This window comes from Variovorax sp. GW821-FHT09D05, from assembly GCF_059416325.1.
The window spans coordinates 683,316-701,918 of sequence record NZ_JBWKOZ010000003.1 but is presented as its reverse complement, the minus strand read 5'-3'; the positions used below and the strand labels follow the sequence as shown (position 1 = coordinate 701,918).

Annotated in this window: 17 protein-coding genes; 10 read left to right on the top strand and 7 right to left on the bottom strand. The window is 65.4% G+C overall.

Annotated elements, in window-relative coordinates; all coding sequences use genetic code 11:
* Positions 1-217 precede the first annotated feature (217 nt).
* Positions 218-1,783: a hypothetical protein gene (locus AC07O3_RS11285; RefSeq protein ID WP_495339328.1), complete on the bottom strand. Its 1,566-nt coding sequence runs from the start codon at positions 1,781-1,783 to the stop codon at positions 218-220.
* Positions 1,784-2,198: 415 nt separating this feature from the next.
* Here AC07O3_RS11285 and AC07O3_RS11280 point away from each other — a divergent pair, with 415 nt between their 5' ends.
* Entirely contained in the window at positions 2,199-2,552 is a 354-nt protein-coding gene (locus AC07O3_RS11280) for a hypothetical protein (RefSeq protein WP_440531884.1), read from the top strand.
* Between the two features lie 15 nt (positions 2,553-2,567).
* Here the strand turns inward: AC07O3_RS11280 and AC07O3_RS11275 are convergent, their stop codons facing one another.
* Positions 2,568-3,989 (bottom strand): aldehyde dehydrogenase family protein, encoded by a 1,422-nt coding sequence (locus tag AC07O3_RS11275; RefSeq protein WP_440531883.1) that lies wholly within the window; start codon positions 3,987-3,989, stop codon positions 2,568-2,570.
* A 121-nt stretch (positions 3,990-4,110) separates the two neighbouring features.
* Here AC07O3_RS11275 and AC07O3_RS11270 point away from each other — a divergent pair, with 121 nt between their 5' ends.
* The 3 genes from AC07O3_RS11270 to AC07O3_RS11260 are packed head-to-tail and all read left to right on the top strand — an operon-like array spanning position 4,111 to position 6,559.
* Complete coding sequence (locus AC07O3_RS11270; protein ID WP_093073232.1) at positions 4,111-5,016, top strand: LysR family transcriptional regulator; 906 nt, start codon at positions 4,111-4,113, stop codon at positions 5,014-5,016.
* 60 nt (positions 5,017-5,076) lie between these two features.
* On the top strand, positions 5,077-5,349 hold the full coding sequence (locus tag AC07O3_RS11265; protein WP_256216607.1) for a helix-turn-helix domain-containing protein: 273 nt from the start codon (positions 5,077-5,079) through the stop codon (positions 5,347-5,349).
* Positions 5,330-6,559 carry a type II toxin-antitoxin system HipA family toxin gene (locus tag AC07O3_RS11260; RefSeq protein ID WP_256216609.1) on the top strand — a complete coding sequence of 410 codons (1,230 nt, stop codon included), beginning with the start codon at positions 5,330-5,332 and terminating at the stop codon, positions 6,557-6,559. The genes AC07O3_RS11265 and AC07O3_RS11260 overlap by 20 nt, the downstream gene beginning before the upstream one ends.
* Positions 6,560-6,587: 28 nt before the next feature.
* Here AC07O3_RS11260 and AC07O3_RS11255 read toward each other — a convergent pair whose 3' ends face one another.
* Entirely contained in the window at positions 6,588-7,001 is a 414-nt protein-coding gene (locus tag AC07O3_RS11255; protein ID WP_093073234.1) for a GFA family protein, read from the bottom strand.
* A 118-nt stretch (positions 7,002-7,119) separates the two neighbouring features.
* The gene (locus AC07O3_RS11250) at positions 7,120-7,998 is read right to left on the bottom strand and encodes an AraC family transcriptional regulator (protein ID WP_495339327.1); all 879 of its coding nucleotides are present in this window, start codon (positions 7,996-7,998) and stop codon (positions 7,120-7,122) included.
* Between the two features lie 223 nt (positions 7,999-8,221).
* Between AC07O3_RS11250 and AC07O3_RS11245 the strand changes: the two genes are divergently transcribed.
* Complete coding sequence (locus AC07O3_RS11245) at positions 8,222-9,523, top strand: UDP-N-acetylglucosamine 1-carboxyvinyltransferase (protein WP_093055537.1); 1,302 nt, start codon at positions 8,222-8,224, stop codon at positions 9,521-9,523.
* A gap of 31 nt (positions 9,524-9,554) precedes the next feature.
* Here the strand turns inward: AC07O3_RS11245 and AC07O3_RS11240 are convergent, their stop codons facing one another.
* Complete coding sequence (locus tag AC07O3_RS11240) at positions 9,555-10,589, bottom strand: hypothetical protein (protein ID WP_495339326.1); 1,035 nt, start codon at positions 10,587-10,589, stop codon at positions 9,555-9,557.
* A 113-nt stretch (positions 10,590-10,702) separates the two neighbouring features.
* On the opposite strand from AC07O3_RS11240, the gene AC07O3_RS11235 reads away from it, so the two are divergent.
* Both AC07O3_RS11235 and AC07O3_RS11230 read left to right on the top strand, forming a co-directional pair.
* Positions 10,703-11,746 carry an NAD(P)H-dependent flavin oxidoreductase gene (locus tag AC07O3_RS11235; protein WP_495339325.1) on the top strand — a complete coding sequence of 348 codons (1,044 nt, stop codon included), beginning with the start codon at positions 10,703-10,705 and terminating at the stop codon, positions 11,744-11,746.
* A gap of 10 nt (positions 11,747-11,756) precedes the next feature.
* Positions 11,757-12,431, top strand: coding sequence for an alpha/beta hydrolase (locus tag AC07O3_RS11230; RefSeq protein WP_495339324.1), 675 nt, complete (start codon positions 11,757-11,759; stop codon positions 12,429-12,431).
* Here the strand turns inward: AC07O3_RS11230 and AC07O3_RS11225 are convergent.
* On the bottom strand, positions 12,409-13,038 hold the full coding sequence (locus AC07O3_RS11225) for a TetR/AcrR family transcriptional regulator (RefSeq protein ID WP_093073244.1): 630 nt from the start codon (positions 13,036-13,038) through the stop codon (positions 12,409-12,411). The genes AC07O3_RS11230 and AC07O3_RS11225 overlap by 23 nt on opposite strands.
* 49 nt (positions 13,039-13,087) lie before the next feature.
* Between AC07O3_RS11225 and AC07O3_RS11220 the strand changes: the two genes are divergently transcribed.
* The 3 genes from AC07O3_RS11220 (at position 13,088) to AC07O3_RS11210 (ending at position 15,635) form a co-directional block, all read left to right on the top strand.
* Entirely contained in the window at positions 13,088-14,203 is a 1,116-nt protein-coding gene (locus tag AC07O3_RS11220; RefSeq protein ID WP_495339323.1) for a DUF2855 family protein, read from the top strand.
* A 125-nt stretch (positions 14,204-14,328) separates the two neighbouring features.
* Entirely contained in the window at positions 14,329-15,246 is a 918-nt protein-coding gene (locus tag AC07O3_RS11215) for a DUF3014 domain-containing protein (RefSeq protein ID WP_097198878.1), read from the top strand.
* A gap of 134 nt (positions 15,247-15,380) precedes the next feature.
* The gene (locus AC07O3_RS11210; protein WP_093055551.1) at positions 15,381-15,635 is read left to right on the top strand and encodes a hypothetical protein; all 255 of its coding nucleotides are present in this window, start codon (positions 15,381-15,383) and stop codon (positions 15,633-15,635) included.
* A gap of 38 nt (positions 15,636-15,673) precedes the next feature.
* Here the strand turns inward: AC07O3_RS11210 and gcvP are convergent, their stop codons facing one another.
* Positions 15,674-18,583: an aminomethyl-transferring glycine dehydrogenase gene (gene gcvP / locus AC07O3_RS11205; RefSeq protein WP_495339322.1), complete on the bottom strand. Its 2,910-nt coding sequence runs from the start codon at positions 18,581-18,583 to the stop codon at positions 15,674-15,676.
* Between the last annotated feature and the right edge of the window lie 20 nt (positions 18,584-18,603).

Sequence of the window (18,603 nt, the reverse complement as noted above, 5' to 3'; positions counted from 1 at the left end):
ATGAGCCCGCAAGCGCAGCAACTCAACACGCGTCCTCGTCATCAAATCAATCTACGACTTGATCAGACGTTCCCTAGGCGATTCGGAGCTGAATCCGAAAGGACTTTCTTCGGGGTGCACAGCGGCGCTATTTTGGGTCAAAGCATTCAGCCGCTTCGTTGTCCTGCGGCTAATCCCAAGCAGGCAAGGCAAGCCGGAAAATGTCTGTCTGCCCGACCTAGGAGGGTGAGGGCGCGACCGCCCCCGGTGCCTGCGGCCACATGTTTTCATCGATCCACGCCAGAGCGTCGAACGCCTTTCTCACGGCGGCGACGGACACGCGACCCGTACGTGTGCCGTGGAATAAGTCATTGCGCTCGCCAGAAACGTCGCGGTACTTTCGGAGGAGTTCCTCTAGGGAGGTTCTCATGGCGACTCGGCGATAGAGCACTTTCAGCTTTCCGAAGACGCTGACGTGGATGGGGGCAGAAGGCCATTTCACTTTGTCGGCCATGTCGGGGAACTGCTTGCTCAATATCTGCTCCGCCTGATCCCAGAACTCTTTGGGGCTGCCCAAAGCCTCTGCGAGGCCTGTTTCACCCGTCGCTTGCTCAATCTCCTTGAAGCGACCAGCGACCAGCGACTCCACAGACACGTTGAGCCAGAACAGGGCCTCATTTGTGTCGCCCAATTCCAAGTACATGCTGGCTCTCGTGCGACATTCCTGAGGCCATGGCAGCGAATCGAGTGCTTTGAGTTCAATGGCAAGTACCTCGTCACTGGGTTCGAAAATCTCAATTAAAGCCGCCGGCGAACCCTTTGCAATGAACGCGAGGCTTTCGCGTTCCGATGTCTTGATCGAGTATTCCAAGGCAGACAGATCGCGAGGCGCGGGAATCCAGTCCTGGTGCCCGCCATGGTCGGCCTTCAATCGCCATGTCATGTCACTAAAAATCAGGAAGGCCCAGGTAAACGATTTTGGCCAGCCTTCGATTGTTGGGTCTTGGTCAACGAACGCCTGAAGACTTTCCGTGTAGGCACTGCCATCCAACAGCGCTGCCATCTGGATGGTGACGTGCGATGTCCCCGTTTGCCACCGTGATGCGCCTACCGAGAGCGCCGCGCCCTCCGCCGCGCCAAAGAACGTCTCCTCGAGAGGACGGAAGCGAGGAGTGATGAAGATTTGCATCGGGATCTCGCGCCATACAAAGCTCAGATTGAGCTTCTGCTTGTGGAGCAAATAGGGAATGTCGAACGTGAGGATCGTCTGCAAGCTGCCGTCGCCGATGCCGCGAAGGAGCATCGAAATCTCATCCTTTTGCTGTGAGAACTCCGCCTGTTTGGTAGAGCTCTCGGGCGATGCAACCCGCTCCAGCTTTTCACGGAATTGCCTCAGTACCTGTTCTGGAATGTCGCTGTGAGCGATGCCATCTAGTCGATGGAAGATTTCGTCCTTGATCGCGTGCAGTTGAAACACGGGGCTGTTTAATGGGTGATCGCGTTCCGCGCGCGAGAGTGCCGCAGCAAACTTGGAGAACTTCTCGGCGTTGGATGGGGGAACCACGAAGGGAGTCGGCGGAAACCACCGATCAAAGCGACAGGCTCCGGCATAGAGAAAACGTTCAAGTGCCTCGTGCTGTGCAGGCTTCCGAAGCGGAATCAATTCACGGATCGCGTCGAGCATCGCTTCGAGTTCATCGTCCGAAAGCGGTTTGGCTGCAGTCGCGGGATCGTTTGCGAGCGCAAAGATCCTCAGCATCCGTTCTTTTGCCTTCATGCGATTGAGGGGGCTTGTGATGGTCATGCGTATTTGTTGGGGAGGCCGGTGATAGTGCTGCCCTTTCGAATGCGTTGCAATCTCTCGCGAGGCGCGGTCATCGAAGCCTGCTCGGAGACTGAAAAGTCTCAATGTTGTATGCACGAGGGCCTCGGCCTCCCAAACTTGACGGGGTCCATCAACACCGCTTACATTGCCCCCGCCCCGCGATAAGCGAGGTCGGGTTTGACAGCCCGCTGACATCCTGCGACGAAAGCCGCAGCTACCGCACTTGGTCTGCGGCTTTTTCGTTTGCGCCTATTTTTTTAGGCGGCTCGAACGGGAGGGCTCGCGCCCTGCCGGTTTCCGCAAGGATGTCCCGGTCTGTCAACCCGTTCGAGCTGCCGCCCTCGTTTGACAGCGGGTGCGTCGGTTTCTGCAAATCGACATCCTTGGGAGGCCCATGGCCAATGCTTCTTCAAACGACGCAAGCACCAACGCCCGTTGTGCTTGCGCGCTCTATCGTCCCACCGCCCAGTTCAAACCCTTCGAATGGGTTCAAGGCGACCGGCTCAATCCTTCTCAACAAAGCCAGGCCGCATTCCTGAACGACGCACGCGACGTAGTGCAGGGCGCGCAAACACTGATCCAGTTGCTAGGCTGGGACGAAGACCGGCGCGATGCCGCTTCGTCCGACGCAGACCCCGCGCCGCTATTCGATGCATGCCAGCGTGCCTCGCTGCAGCGGCTTCTCTCGGCAACGCTGGGCCTGCTTCACGCCCGTATCGAAGTCCAGTGCGAGGCACTGACGGGGTAGGGAAGGCCTTCGAGTTCAGGCCGCCCGTATCACCGACTTGGGCTCCAGATACGCCTCCAGCCCGAAGGTGCCGAACTCGCGGCCGATGCCCGATTGCTTGAAGCCGCCGAAGGGCGCCAGGGGCTCGTGGTGCAGGCCGTTGATCAGCACCCGGCCCGCTTGCAGGCGGGAGCCCACGGCGAGGGCGTGTTCGTCGCTGCCCGACAGCACCACCGCCTGCAGGCCGTAGACCGTGTCGTTGGCGATTGCGATGGCGTCTTCCTCGTCGCGGTAGGTAATGAGGCAGAGCACGGGCCCGAAGATTTCTTCACGCGCGATGACCATGTCGTTGCGTACTCCGGCGAACAGGGTGGGGCGCACGTAGAAGCCGGCGGCGAGGCCTGCCGGGCGGCCCTCGCCACCGGCAATGAGTCGCGCGCCTTCTTCCGTTCCCTTGCGGATATAGCCCTGCACCCGCTCCCACTGCTTGCGGCTGACCATGGGGCCGATCTCGGTCGCGGCATCGCGCGGGTCGCCGACCTTCGCGGCCTCGACTGCCGCCCGGGCCAGCGCGATGGCCTCGTCCAGCCGGTGTTCGGGCACCAGGATGCGGGTGCCGGCCAGGCAGGCCTGGCCGCTGTTCTGGAAGCCGGCCGTCACCGCCAGGGGAATGGCGGTGGCGAAGTCGGCGTCGTCCAGCACCACGGTGGGCGACTTGCCGCCCAGCTCCAGCGTCACGCGCTTCAGGGTGTCGGCCCCGGCGCGCTGGATGGCCTTGCCCACGGCGGTGCTGCCGGTGAAAGAAATCTTGGCGATGTCGTGGTGACTGCTCAGCTCCGCGCCCACCACGTCGCCCCGGCCGTTGACGATGTTGAAGAGCCCCGGCGGCAGGCCCGCGGCGTGCAGTGCCTCGGTGACCACCTGGGTCTGGATGGCGCTCATCTCGCTGGGCTTGATGACCACGGTGCAGCCGGCGGCCAGCGCGGTCGCTAGCTTGTTGCAGATGAAGCCGGCGTTGGAATTCCAGGGCGTGATGAGGCCGGCCACGCCGACCGGCTCCATCACGACCTGTGCGCTGCCGATCTGGCGGGTGAGGGGGTATTGCTCCAGCGTCTTCGCCGCGAGCAGGAAGGCCTCTGCCGCATACCGTGCAACCCAGCTGGCGCGGGACACGGGGCCGCCGTACTCCTCGGTGGTAGCGGCATTGATATCGTCGGCGCGGGCGAGCACCGCGGCATGCAGGCGGTGAAGCAGCGCGATGCGCTCGGCCTTGGTGGTGCGCGCGTAGGCGGGCCAGGCGCGCTTGGCGGCGGCAATGGCCCGCAGCGTGTCTTCGCGGTCACCCAGGGTGACGTGGCCGATGACGGCCTCGGTGGATGGGTTGATGAGCTCGGCCTGTTCGCGCCCGTGGGGGGTGACGAAGGCGCCGTCGATGTAGATCTGGTCGATGTTGCGCATGGTGTGTTCCTTGGATTCGCCGGAGCGGAAAACCGGCTTGAATCAAATCTAGGGCGCGAGCATTGACTTGAGAAGCCGGCCAAATCACCATGCGTCATTCAGATAATCAGGACAATCCACCATGCACAGCAGCGGATTGATAGAGCTGGAGGCGGTGCTGGCGGTGGCCCGGCACGGCGGTTTCAGGGCGGCGGCGGTCGACATGGGCATGTCGCGCTCGGCCCTCAGCGCCACGGTGGCGGGGCTGGAGGCGCGGCTGGGCGTGCGCCTGTTCAACCGCACCACGCGCAGCGTGTCTACCACCGAGGCGGGCGAGCAGTTCATCGCGCGCATCGCACCGGCGCTGGCCGACATCCGCGGCGCCATGGAGGCGACCAACGAGCTGCGCGACACGCCCACCGGCACCCTGCGGCTCAACAGTTCGGTCGGTGCGGCGCAGATGATCTTCGCGCCGGTGGTGCTGGAGTACCTGCGCCGCTACCCCGACATGAAGGTAGACATCGTGACCGAGCGCCGGATGATCGACATCGTGGCCGAGGGCTTCGACGCCGGCATTCGCCTGGCCGAGGCCGTGCCGCGCGACATGGTGGCCGTGCCCATGAGCGGCGAGCAGCGCATGGTGGTGGTCGCGTCGCCGCAATATCTGCAGAAGCACCCCGCGCCCCAGGTGCCCGACGACCTGATGGCGCACCGCTGCGTGCGCTGGCGGTTTTCGAGCGGCATCGTTTACCGCTGGGAGTTCGCGCGCCACGGCGAGGCGATGACGCTCGACGTGCCCGGCCCCATCACGCTCGACGAGCCCCTGCTGATGCTGGAGGCGGCGCGCGCAGGCGTGGGCATTGCCTACATGGGGATGTTCCACGTCGCAGAAGACCTGGCCAGCGGCCGGCTGGTGCCGCTGCTGGAAGAGTGGTCGCCAAGCTACCCGGGCATCTGCCTGTATTACCCGAGCCGGCGCAACGTGCCGGCGGGGCTGAGGGCCTTCATCGACCTGGTGCGCGAGGTGATCGAGTTGCCGGGCCGGTAGCGGAGCTAGGAATGTCCTGTTTAATGGACATTAAGCCTATATACATTAATAATGTGTCGTATGAAGGACAAAATAAGACTGCCCATCGAACTGGGCCAGGCAATCCAACGTGCGCGAAAAGATGGCCGCCTGAAGGCGACCGACATCGCCGCGCGCTCGGGCCGCGCGCGCAATGTTCTCTATCGACTGGAGCGGGGGGAAGACATCACGCTTGCCTCGCTTTTTGACATCCTGCGTGCCATGGATCTCACGATCAGCCTGGAGCGCCTGGGCATGCCGACGCTGGAAGAAGTTACGGAACGCTTTGGACAGGATGACGACGATGCTTCCTGAAAAGATCAGGCAGCTCGACGTTGGGATCGCCGGCGAGCCGGCCGGCCAGTTGCTCAAACACTCGGTCTACGAGTTCCGGTATCTCGACGGCCGTGTGGAGCAGCCCGCCGTCGCGTTGCTCATGCCGCCGACCCGGCCGACTTACCAGGACGGCGACCTCTTCGCTGTGATGGATCAGAACCTGCCCGAGGGTGACCTGTACCTGCGTCTGCGAGCGATGTTTCCCAAGCAACAGCTCACTCAGATGCACATGCTCGCGGTGGTGGGATCCAACGGTATCGGTCGGTTGGGCTTTCGGTTGCCGGGGGCGCAGCCGCTTGCGATGCCTCGGGTCATCGACCGCAAGACCTTGCTCGGAACCCGCTACACGCCAGAGGTGTTCGACGAACTGGTGCGCGCATACCTGAGCACGGGCGCCGGCATTGCCGGCATGCAGCCGAAGATCATGGTGCCGGATCGGGTCAGCGTTCCAGTGCCCACGATCATCGTGAAGGCTGCGGCACCGTCCTACCCGGGCCTGTCGGCCAACGAGTTCATGTGCCTGACGGCTGCTGGCCACGCAGGCATCGAGACACCCACGTTCGACCTCTCGGACGACGGGCATCTGCTGCTGGTCGACCGATTCGACATCGCGTCGGATGGGTCCCGGATCGGTTTCGAGGACATTGCGGCGCTGATGAATCTTCGGGTGCGCGACATCCAATCCGACCGCAAGTACCACGGAAGCTACCAGCGCATCGCCGAACTGATGCAGTACCTTCAACTGCCCAGCGAGAACCTCGAGCGGTTTTTCGAGCAAGTGGCGTTCAGCATCATGGTGCGCAACGGCGATGGCCACCTCAAGAACTACGGCTTGCTCTATACCTCGACCGCTGACTGCCGCCTTGCGCCGATGTTCGATGTGGTGACAACCGCGCTCTATCGGTACACGCGCTATGAAGGCGGCCCCGAGCTCGAGGACCGCACACTGGCGCTCAAGCTCTTCGCCGGCAAGGGCCACACGAAGGCCTACCCGACGACCGAGGAACTGCTGCTGTTCGGCCGCAAGGTCTGCGGGGTCGCAAAGCCAGAACTCGTTCTCGCGCGAATCGCGCAGGGGATGCAGAAGACGCTGGGCCTGATGGCCAGTGACCAGCGAATCCCGAAGAGCCTGTTGGAGAGCATGCGAGACATCTGGACCGATGGGATGGGCTATGCCAAGGTGCCGTAGATCTCAGTTGAGCCAACGGGCAGGGCCATCACATCGGCGGCATCTTGTCGAACTTGGGCAGTGCCGGGTCCAGAAAGTCCCATCCATGCCCACGCACGGTGTACGTAACCGCCTGCGGCTTGTACCGGCCAGGATCGTCGAGGCTTGCGGCGTGCACGGTGAAGACGTCGGGCATCGCCGCAAAGGTCAGGTACACGGGCGAGCCGCAGTTCGGGCAGAACCCCCGGGTCTTGACGTTGCCGCTGTCGCCGACCATGTCCCACAGCGTGGCATTGCCGCTGTGCTTTACGCCGGCGCGCGGAAAGGTGAGGTACGAGCCGTGGCCGGTGCCGCTCTTGCGTTGGCAGTCGCGGCACTGGCAGTCGTTCTGGAAGATCGGCTCGGCCGAGATCTCGTAGCGGATTGCGCCGCACGCGCAGCCGCCGGTGTAGGCGTGGCTCATTTGTGTTGTCCTTTCGAGGTTGTTTTCCAGCGGGGCTGGCTGGGTGCAACCAATTTAGGCGAGCGAGGGCGCGGCGGGGGAGTAACAAGTTCGTCGTGAGTGGGCACCGCCCGGGAGCTCAGGCTTCCACGGGCACGTAGAAGTCGATCACGGCCCCTGGCTGGTCGGGCGCGAAATGACCGTCGTACATCTCGAAGTCGGGGCTGTCGACGACCCGCAAGCCGGAGGCGGGAATCAACTCGCCCCAGATGATCGCCATGGCGCTCTTGACTTGCGGGTGCAGCGCGGACCCGTTCAGGGCGATGCGAAAAACGACGTAGGTTGCCGCCGGAATCTCCTTCACTTCGAAGCCCTTGGGGAGATCGCCGTGGGTTTCCACGCCCACGCCCGCCATGTACATGAAGCTCCCGGCCTCCTGGTCCACGCTCCAGACCACGCCGTACGTCGCCCAGCTTGGGGTCTGGGCCTTCAGCGGCAAGGCACCGACAAGCGCAGACCACAGTTGGGGAATGTCGGACTTCGTCGCGTCGTCGAAGCGCCGGGATGGGCCCGCGACGCGGAACGCCTCGAGCCTGGTCAATTCGGGCAATCGGGCCACTGCCGTGGGGGTACTGCTGGGGGAGTTCATTGGAAACTGTCCTTCGATAGGGGTAGGAGAGAAGCCGGTACGAAAGCGGCCGGGTGACGCGCCGAAGAGGCGCTTGAATGCGCGCGTGAAAGCCTCCTGCGATTCGAAGCCGCAATCCAGGGCCAGATCGATGAGCTTCACGCCGGGCTCGCTGCAGAGCCTGCGGGCGCTGCGCACGAGTCGACGCCCGCGCACATGCGCCATGACGCTGCGGCCCATGCGGGCGGTGAACATCCGGGAGAAGTGGTACGCCGAAAAGCCCGCGCGTTGCGCGATCAGTTCGAGCGTGAGGTGGTCGTCGAGCCGCTCCTCGATCCAGGCCATGAGGGGGACGAATATGTCGGGCTCGCGGGGCATCGGGTTGTCCATGCGGCGATCATGAAGTACCGCAAACCGGCTGTCCTGACCGAACTTGCTGGCGCGCAGTAATGCGAAAGAATTGCCAACTCAGTGGCTTCTGCTTTGAAGTTCTTACAACTTCGGCCCCGTACATGCGGGTTTCAGACGGTAAAGTGCCCGTCTCCGGTTTCGGACTGTTTCCGACCCTTTTCCCGCCGCCTCCCGCTCCCCCCGTTTCTGTTTCTTCTTCTTCATGTCCAACCTCATCGTGCACGGCGGTACGCCGCTGCGTGGCCGCATCACCCCCTCCGCCAACAAGAACGCCGTGCTTCCGGTGCTCTGTGCCACTTTGCTCACCTGGGAGCCGCTGCGCCTGCATGGCGTGCCCGACATCACCGACGTGCGCAAGATCCTCGACATCTTCCGCACCCTCGGCAGCGACGTGCACATGGACCACGAGACCGGCACGCTCGAGCTGCATCACCGCGAGACCACTTTCGACGCATCGCTGCACCGGCTGCCCGAAGAGATGCGCTCGTCGATCATGCTGGTGCCGCCGCTGCTGGCGCGCTTCGGCGTTGCGCGGCTTGAAGACAACGTGAAGGGCTGCACGCTGGGCGTGCGCGAGATCGATCCGCACGTGGAGGTGTTCCAGCGCTTCGGCGGCGAGGTCGAGCGCACCGAGGGCTCGCTGCTGGTGCGCAGCAAGGGCCGGCTTACGCCGACCGACCATTGGCTCGACTACGCCTCGGTCACGACCACCGAGAACTTCGTGCTGTGCGCAGCCGCCGCGGGCGGCACCTCGACGCTGACCAATGCCGCGTCGGAGCCGCACGTGCAGGAGTTCTGCCGCTTCATGGCCATGATTGGCGTGCGCATCGAGGGCATGGGCACCTCGCGGCTCACGGTGCATGGCAACGGCGCGCTCAAGGGCGGGGAGTTTCGCTTCGACGAAGATTTCCACGAGATCACGACCTTCCTGGCGCTGGGCGCCATCACCGGCGGCGACGTGGTCGTGCGCAACAGCGCCCCCGAAAACTTTCCGCTGCTGGACCGCACCTTCGCCAAGTTCGGCGTGCAGATCGAGCATGCGGACGGCTGGTCGCGTGCCATCCGCACTGGTCCGCTGAAGGTGCAGACACCTTTCACGAGCAACGTGCTTACCAAGGTCGAGGCGGCGCCGTGGCCGTACTTTCCGGTGGACCTGCTGCCGATCTTCATCGCGCTAGGCGTGCGCGCCCAGGGCAATGCGATGTTCTGGAACAAGGTGTATGACGGGGCGCTGGGCTGGACGGGCGAGCTCTCGAAGTTCGGCGCGCACGTGTTCTCGTCTGACCCGCACCGGCTCATTACCTTCGGCGGCAATCCGCTGACGCCCGCGGTGGTCGAGAGCCCCTACATCATTCGCGTGGCGATCGCGCTGTTCATGGTGGCGGCGAGCATCGAGGGCAAGTCGGAGATCCGCAACGCCGCGCCGATCCGCCGGGCGCACCCGCGCTTCGTGGAGAACCTGCGCAGCCTGGGCGTGCAGGTTGAGTGGACGAGCGAGGAATAACCGGCGGGGTTGGTGCCGCAGCGCCCGCCCGTCAGAACGACGGAACGGGGTTGCGCCCTTCGGTCAGCACATAGGTGCCGTTGCGCCAGGCATAGACCAGCGTGCTGTCGATGGTGAGCACGCGGCGGTTTTTGGTGCCGCTCGTTCGTTCGCCCTTGAACCCGATGCGCATTTCGCCCGGCGCTTCGTCGGTGCCCAGCGTAAAGCTCGGTGTGCCGCTGACGTCGAAGCACGCGCCGCGTGGCGGCTCTTCCGACTTGCCGGGCTTGGGCGCTTTCTCGCAGGACTCGTCGGCGCCTTCATTGGTGGCCGACAGCGCAATGCCCCTTGCCAGCACGCGCACCTTGCCCGCTTCGAGCCCATACACCGACAGCCACTGCCCGCAGTAGCCCTGCCAGCAACTGCCGTGGGCAATGGTCAGCGCAAAGCGCTGGGGTGCGATGCGCTCGACCTTGGTGGTGCCGAGGTTGCCCATGAAGCCGAGGTAGTCGACAGCGTCGCTGCGGCTCGCGAGCTTCCAGCCCTCGGCGCTCTGCTCGAAGAAGTAGGCACCGAGCCATGCGCCGTTCACGTGGCCGTTCATCGGTTCGCCCCGGTCGTCGAGCGGCACAGTTTCGGTCAGCATGACGGCGTGCGTATCGTCCAGCCGCACCACTTCGCGCGGCGACACCTGAGCCTGTTGATCGGCCTCGCTGCCGGGCACTGTCTTGCCCTCGTTGGCCCTCTCGGGCAGCGAGACGGTGTCGGGCTGTCGGGGCGAGGCGCCCGGGCCCTGGGAGTCGGGGAACACCAGCGCCATGAGTTCGGCTCGCTTGAGCGTGGCCGATGCGGTGGGGCGAGGCACTGGTGGTGCAGGTGATGCTGGCGGTGCCGCGGGGGCAACGGCCTCGGCGGTTGCCACGGCCACTGCGGCTTTGTCCGGCTGCGCGTCGGCGGTGGTAGCGGGGGCTTCTTCTTTCTGCGGGCAGCCGCCGAGCATGACGAGGCTGGCGGTGGCAATGGCAGCAGCAATGCTGCGCTGCAGCGGCCGGGAGTGAGCGGGCCGCGTCGGGTTCAGGATGGGCATGCGCGCGATTGTGCCGAAGCCATTTGGCGATGATGACCCCGCCGCCGCCGCAACCTCCGGCTTGGCGGGAGAATGGCCGGCACCCGGCGACACACGAACAAGGAGCGCTCCAAATGACCACGCTGCAACAACTCATCGGAACGGACCTTCCGCTCATTCAGGCTCCTATGGCCGGCGTGCAGGGTAGCGCGCTGGCCATTGCTGTCAGCAATGCCGGTGGCCTGGGCTCGCTGCCAGGTGCCATGCTGAGCCCCGACGTCATGCGCAGCGAGCTCGCTGCCATCCGCACGGGCACCACCAAGCCCTACAACGTCAATTTCTTCTGCCACACCCCGCCGGTGCCGAGCGCCGAACGCGAAGCGACCTGGCGCGCCGCGCTGGCACCGTATTACGCCGAGTTCGGCATCGACGCGGCGAACATTCCCACCGGCCCGGGGCGCAACCCCTTCAGCGCCGAAGTGGCGGACCTGCTGGCCGAGTTCAAGCCGCCGGTGGTGAGCTTTCATTTCGGGCTGCCGTCCGAAGCGCTGATGGCGCAGGTGCACGGTTGGGGCGCGAAGGTGCTGGCATCGGCCACCACGGTCGAAGAGGCGCAGTGGCTCGAAGCGCGCGGCGTGGATGCGGTCATTGCGCAGGGGCTGGAAGCCGGCGGGCATCGCGGGCATTTCCTGTCGCATGACCTGACGCGGCAGCTCGGCACTTTCGCGCTACTGCCGCAGCTGGTGCACGCCGTGAAGGTGCCGGTGATCGCGGCCGGTGGCATTGCCGATGCAGCCGGTGTGGCCGCGGCCATGGCGATGGGTGCCGCGGGCGTGCAGGTTGGCACGGCGTACTTGCTGACGCCCGAGGCAACCACGAGCGCGCTCCATCGTGAGGCGCTCAAGAGCAGGGCCGCGCGGCATACGGCGCTGACCAATCTTTTTACCGGCCGGCCGGCGCGCGGCATCGTGAACCGCGTGATGCGCGAGCTGGGGCCCATCGGCGCGGCCGCACCGGAGTTTCCGCTGGCCACTTCGGGCATCGCGCCCCTGCGCGCCAAGGCAGAGGCGCAGGGCAACGGCGATTTCTCTCCGCTATGGTCGGGGCAGAACGCCACGGGCTGCCGCGAGCTGCCTGCGGCCGAGGTCACGCGCGAGCTGGCACAAGGATTTCATTGAGCTTCAAACCATGACCCAACTGCATCTGCCCCTGAAGTTTCTCGCGCATGGCGCGCAATCCGATGTTCGCGAACCCTGGCTGCTGGTGCTGATGCACGGCGTGGGCAGCAACGAGCAAGACCTGTTCGGCCTCGCGCGCATGATGCCGCCGCAGTTCAACGTGTTGAGCCTGCGCGCGCCCTACGTGCTGTCGCCAGATGCCTACGCGTGGTTCGAGTTCCAGATACTGCCCGATGGTGAACGCCGGATCGACGAAGAGCAGGAGCGCGAAAGCCGCTTCCTGGTCGGCGAGATGATCGCGTCGGCCGGCAAGCAACTTGGCGTGCCGGCGGAACGCGTGGTGGTCGGCGGCTTCAGCCAGGGCGGCATCATGGCGCTGTCGCTGCTGCTGACAAAGCCCGAGAGCGTGCGCGCCGCGATGGTGTGGCACAGCCGGCTGCTGTCGCAGGTGCTGCCGCACGTCGCGGCGCCGGAGGCCTTCGAGGGCAAGGCGTTGTGGGTGAGCCATGGCAGCGCCGACAACGTGATTCCGCCGAGCGCTGCGCAGGCTACGCGCGAGTTCGCGCGCACGCTGCCGTTGGCACTGTCGGGCGCGGACTTTCCGGGTGCGCATGAGATCCGTCCGGCCGAGTTGCAGGCCACGCTGGCGTGGCTGCAATCGCTCAGCGCGCCGACAAGTTCGTAGACAAGCGCGCCATGACCATCGCTTCCATCTCGGCCACCCACTCGTCGTTGCCCGCTTCGGGCTGCACCAGCAGGCGATAGCGTCGGCCGCCCCATGCGGCGGTCAGCAGCGCATGGATGGTGGCGGGCGAGGGCTGCGGCTGCAGGTCTGTGCAAGCGGCAAAGGCCTTGAGCCACCTGTCAGCCAGTTCGTCGTACACGCGGCGGTGATGTTTGGGCTCCGCCACGCGGTGTTCGAGCATCAGCATCTCGTGGTCGAAGGCCGGCAGCCCTTCGAGCCGCGTGTCGCAGGTGATACGCACGAGGCGCTGCACGCGTGTTTGCCAGCCGATGTCGGCCGGTGCGATCACTTCCGCATCGAGCCGCGCGAGTAGCGCCTCGATGCAGTGGCGCACATAGCCCGAGAGCAGGGCTTCCTTGTCGGGGAAGTAGTCGTAGAGCGTGCCGACCGCGATGCCGGTTTCCAGCGCCACTGCGCGCGTGGTCACGCCCTCCCAGCCGTGCGCGGACCAAATCCGAACAAAGGCGTCGTAGATCGCCTGCACGGTGAATTTGCTGCGTGCCTGCGTGGGGCGTTTCAGGGGCTTGGAGCGGGGTGCGTCCGGCATCGACGGTTTTCCGAACCCGCCGGGAGACGGGCCGCCATACAGTTTGCGAATGAACAACGCATTCACTTTAACCCGCCTCGAAACGCGCAAGAACGCCCTCGGCACCACCCGTGTCGTGACCACGCAGGACACCGGCGAGCTGCAGCCCGGTGAGGTGCTGCTGAAGATCGGCCGCTTCTCGCTGACCACCAACAACATCACCTACGCGGCTTTCGGCGACGCGGTCATGAAGTACTGGCAGTTCTTCCCGACAGGCGATGCCGACTGGGGTCACATGCCGGCCTGGGGCTTTGCCGATGTGGTCGCCTCGAATGTGGAGGGCGTGGCGGTGGGCGAGCGCTTCTACGGCTACTTTCCCATAGCGAGCCACCTGCGCATGCAGCCGGTGCGCGTAACGCCGCGCGGCTTCTACGACGGCGCGCCGCACCGCAGCGAGCTGGTGTCGGCCTACAACCAGTACATGCGCTGCAGCAACGACGCGGGCTACGTCGCCGCGCTGGAGGACTACCAGATGCTGGTGCGCCCGCTGTTCATCACCTCGTTCATGCTGGCCGACTTCCTGGAAGACAACGCCTTCTTCGGCGCGAAGCAGGTCGTGGTGTCGAGCGCGTCGAGCAAGACCGCGTTCGGCACGGCCTTTTGCCTGCGACAGCGCGAAGGGCTGGCGCTGATTGCGGCCACGTCCAACGCCAATCGCGCTTTCGTGGAGAGCCTGGGTTGCTACGACCGCACGCTGAGCTATGAAGAAGTGACGGCGCTGCCGGCTGATGTGCCCACGCTGTACGTCGACTTCTCGGGCAACGACGACCTGCGCGCGACCATTCACCACCATTTCGGCGAAGCGCTGGTGTACGACTGCTATGCGGGCTCCGCGCAGAAGACAGAATTTCTCGGTGACACAACCTCGCTGCCCGGCCCGACGCCCCAGCTTTACTTCGCCCCCGTGCAGATCCGCAAGCGCAATGCCGACTGGGGCCCGCAGGAGGTCAACCGGCGCTTCAACGAGGCGCAAGGCAGCTTCATCGCCGAGCTGAGCAGGCCCGGCAATCGATGGATGACGCTGGCGCAAGGCGAGGGCTTCGCGCATGCGCAAGCCGTGATCGCCGACCTGCACGCGGGCAGGGTAGATCCGCGGCAGGCGCATGTGGTGCGGCTCGCGGGCTGAGCGTGTGAACTTCCGCGCGGCGGGCGCGTCACAGGGCGTTACGACGACGGGGCTGGTGCGCAGCCCGAATTGGTGCACCATAGCCGTTCGCTTCCCCGACATTCCCGCACAAGGAAACCCACCTCATGCCCGAGCCCGACAGCGACACGCGCGACGCCCCTGAGTTCAGACCCCGCCGCGAAATGCCCATAGGCGCCATCGTCGCCTTCGTGCTGGTGCTGCTCGGGACTGCCTACCTGGGCTGGCGCTGGTATCAGCAGCAGATGCTGGCAGAACCCGTGCCAGTGGCCGCGGCGCCCAATGACGCGCCCGCACCGCCGCCACCACCGGCGCCGCCCTCGGCAGCGTCCGCCGAGCCGCAGAACCCCATGGATGCACTGGCCCCGCCCGATGCGGCATTGCCCAAGCTGCCTGATTCCGATGCGCGCGTGACGAAGGCGCTGATCGAACTGTTCGGCGGCAAGAACGTTGCAGCGTACATGCACCCCGACGGCATCGTGCGCCGCTTCGTCACCACCGTCGACAACCTCGCGCGCGAACAGGCTCCGCCCAGCGCATGGCCGGTGCTGCCCACGGGCCAGCGCTTCATCACCGACGGGCAGCAGGGGCAGGTACAGACGATTGCCGCGAACAACGCCGCGCGCTACAACGCCGTCGTGCTGCTGGCCGAGTCGGTCGACCCGGCCAAGGCGGCGGCCGTGTACGCAAAGCTCTATCCGCTGTTCCAGCAGGCGTACGAAGAGCTGGGCTATCCGGGCCGCTACTTCAACGACCGGCTCATTGCCGTGATCGACCATCTGCTGCAGGCGCCCGAGCCCAAGGGGCCGGTGGAGGTGCGGCTGGTCGAGGTGAAGGGTGACGTGCCCTCGACCCGGCCGTGGGTGCGCTATGAATACGCTGACCCCAAGCTGGAGTCGCTGTCTTCCGGCCAGAAGATCATGGTGCGCATGGGGCCGGAGAACGAGCGCAAGGTGAAGACCAGCCTGCGCGGCCTGCGCCAGCAGATCGCCACGGGCGACGTGGCGAAGAAGAAGCAACCCTGACGCCGCACGGCGCTCGACGTACACGGGCGCCCGTGAGCATTCCTCCGGCGCGCTGTGTAGGCGCGGACCGATTGCGTGCTGCACGGATGTCGCTGAGGCTTTGTTCTCAAGATCAAAACCTCGAGGACACCCGTATGAACCTGATGAGCGTCGACCTCTACCAGAGTGCAACCGATTCGGAGAAATTCCTCGCGCTTCCAGCGGGCACCGATCCTGCCGAACTCATGGGTCCGATGACCTTCGACCAGGACTATGCGCAGGTCAAGCGATACCAGGAGGCATTCCAGTTCGATCCGTCCGAAGCCTATGCGGGCGTCAATGCCGCCAAGATCGCTGCAGACATCCTGACCGTGAAGTGGGCGACCTATCGTCGCGAATCCCCGCCGTAGAAGGGCCGCTGGGTTGCCGCCCGCCTTCTCGGGGTTCGTCAGGCCTCTTCGGTTTCCTTGTAGTCGTCCACGGGCACGCAGCTGCAGAACAGGTTGCGGTCGCCGTACACGTTGTCGACGCGGCCGATGGGCGGCCAGTACTTCGCGTTCTTGAGTTCGGCCAGCGGAAACGCGCCGAGTTCGCGCGAGTACGGGTGGCTCCACTCGGTGCCGAGCAGGCTCGCCGCCGTGTGCGGCGCGTGCTTGAGCGGGTTGTCTTCCTTCGGCCACACGCCTTCTTCGATGCGGCGGATTTCGCCGCGGATGGCGATCATCGCGTCGATGAAGCGGTCGAGTTCGGCCAGCGGCTCGCTCTCGGTCGGCTCGACCATCAGCGTGCCGGGCACGGGGAAGCTCAGCGTAGGCGCGTGAAAGCCGTAGTCGATCAGGCGCTTGGCCACGTCTTCGGCGGTGACGCCGCTGGTGTCCTTCAGCGGGCGCAGGTCGAGGATGCACTCGTGCGCGACGTGCCCATTGGGGCTCGCGTACAGCGTGGGGTAGTGGTCCTTCAGGCGCGCGCTGATGTAGTTGGCGCTGAGAATGGCCGTTTCGGTCGCAGCCTGCAGGCCCTTGGCGCCCATCATGCGGCAGTACATCCAGCTGATCGGCAGCACGGCCGCATTGCCCAGCGGTGCGGCCGACACGGCGCCCACGCCGTTCGACGGCACGCCGGCCGTCACGTGGCCAGGCAGGTATGGCACGAGGTCTTCGACCACGCACACCGGGCCCACGCCGGGGCCGCCGCCGCCGTGCGGAATGCAGAAGGTCTTGTGCAGGTTCAGGTGGCTCACGTCGCCGCCGAATTCGCCCGGCGCAGCCACGCCGACCAGCGCGTTCATGTTGGCGCCGTCGACATACACGCGGCCGCCGTGTTCATGCACCAGCTCGCACAGTTCCTTCACGCGGGTTTCGAACACTCCGTGCGTGCTGGGGTAGGTGATCATCACTGCGGCCAGCTTGTCGCTGTGCTTTTCGCAGGCGCGCTTCAGGTCGTCCATGTCGACGTTGCCCTGCGCGTCGCAGGCCGTCACCACCACCTGCAGGCCCACCATCTGCGCGCTCGCGGGGTTGGTGCCGTGTGCGGAAGACGGAATCAGGCAGATGTTGCGGTGGCCCTGGCCCTTGGCTTCATGGAACGAGCGGATGGCCAGCAGGCCTGCGTACTCGCCTTGCGAGCCGGCGTTGGGCTGCAGGCTGATGCCCGCGTAGCCGGTGGCTTCGCACAGCCAGGCGCGCAGCTGGGCGTCGAGCTGGGCATAGCCCTGCTGCTGCTCGGCGGGCGCGAAGGGGTGGATGTTGGCGAACTCGGGCCAGGTGATGGGGATCATCTCGCTCGTTGCGTTGAGCTTCATCGTGCAACTGCCCAGCGGAATCATGCTGCGGTCGAGCGCCAGGTCTTTGTCCGACAGGCTGCGGATGTAGCGCAGCATCGCGGTTTCGCTCTTGTGTGTGTTGAACACCGGGTGCGTGAGAAAGGCGCTGCTGCGGCGCAGGTCTTCGGGGATCAGCGGCGTGGTGCTGCCCGACAGGTCATCGAAGCGCGGCGCCTGCATGCCGGCGGGCGCGAACAGGCTCCACAGGGTTTCGACGTCGGCGCGCGTGCTGGTCTCGTCGAGCGAGATGCCCAGGTGCTGTTGCAGGCGCTGGCGCAGGTTGACGCCGGCCGCCTGCGCGCGCTCGATGATTGCCGGCGTGTCTTCGCCGGTGCGGATGGTCAGTGAGTCGAAAGCGGTGGTGTTGACCGGCTCGCGGCCCATCTGCGTGAGGCCCTTGGCGAGGATTGCCGTGAGCGCTGCCACTCGCTGCGCAATGCGCGTGAGGCCATCGGGCCCGTGGTAAACGGCGTACATGCTGGCCACCACGGCCGGCAGCACTTGCGCGGTGCAGATGTTGGACGTGGCCTTCTCGCGGCGGATGTGCTGCTCGCGCGTCTGCAGTGCGAGGCGGTATGCGGGCTGGCCGTGCGTGTCGACGCTCACGCCGACCAGGCGGCCCGGCAGCGAGCGCTTGAATTCGTCGCGGCAGGCCAGGTAGGCGGCGTGCGGGCCGCCGTTGCACAGCGGCATGCCGAAGCGCTGCGTGGTGCCGCAGACGATGTCGGCATCGAATTCACCGGGTGCGACGAGCAGCGTGAGCGCCAGCAGGTCGGCCGCGACGATGAGGGCGGCGTCGCACTGATGCGCGTGGCCCGCGAGCGGACGCAGGTCGTGCACGTGGCCGGTGGTGGCGGGGTACTGTGCGAGCGCGGCGAAGAACTCGCCGCTCACCATCAGGTGCGGCAGCGTTTCCGACACGGTGCTCACCTTCACTTCGATGCCCAGCGGCGCGGCGCGCGTCTTGATGACTTCGATGGTCTGGGGATGGCAATCGCCAGACACCAGGAACACGTTGCTCTTGCTCTTCACGCTGCGCTTGGCCAGCGTCATGGCCTCGGCTGCGGCCGTGGCCTCGTCGAGCATCGAGGCGTTGGCGATGGCCATGCCCGTGAGGTCGCACACCATCGTCTGGAAGTTGAGCAGGGCTTCCATGCGGCCCTGCGAGATTTCGGCCTGGTAGGGCGTGTAGGCGGTGTACCAGGCGGGGTTCTCGAGCACGTTGCGCAAGATGACGCCCGGCGTGTGCGTGCCGTAGTAGCCCTGGCCGATGAAGTTCTTGAACACCTTGTTCTTCGACGCCATCACCTTCAGCTCGGCCAGCGCATCGGCTTCGGTGGCCGGTGCGGGCAGGCGCATCGGCTTTGCGCGGCGGATGGCCGCGGGCACGATGCCGTCGATGAGCTCCGCGCGCGTTTCTGAGCCGATCACCGGCAGCATGCGCGCCTCGTCCGCCGCATCGATGCCGATGTGGCGGGCGAGGAATTCTTCGGCGTTCTCTAGTTCTTGCAAAGAGGGAAGGGCAGGCGTCGGCATGGCGGTGAGGGCTCGGGGAG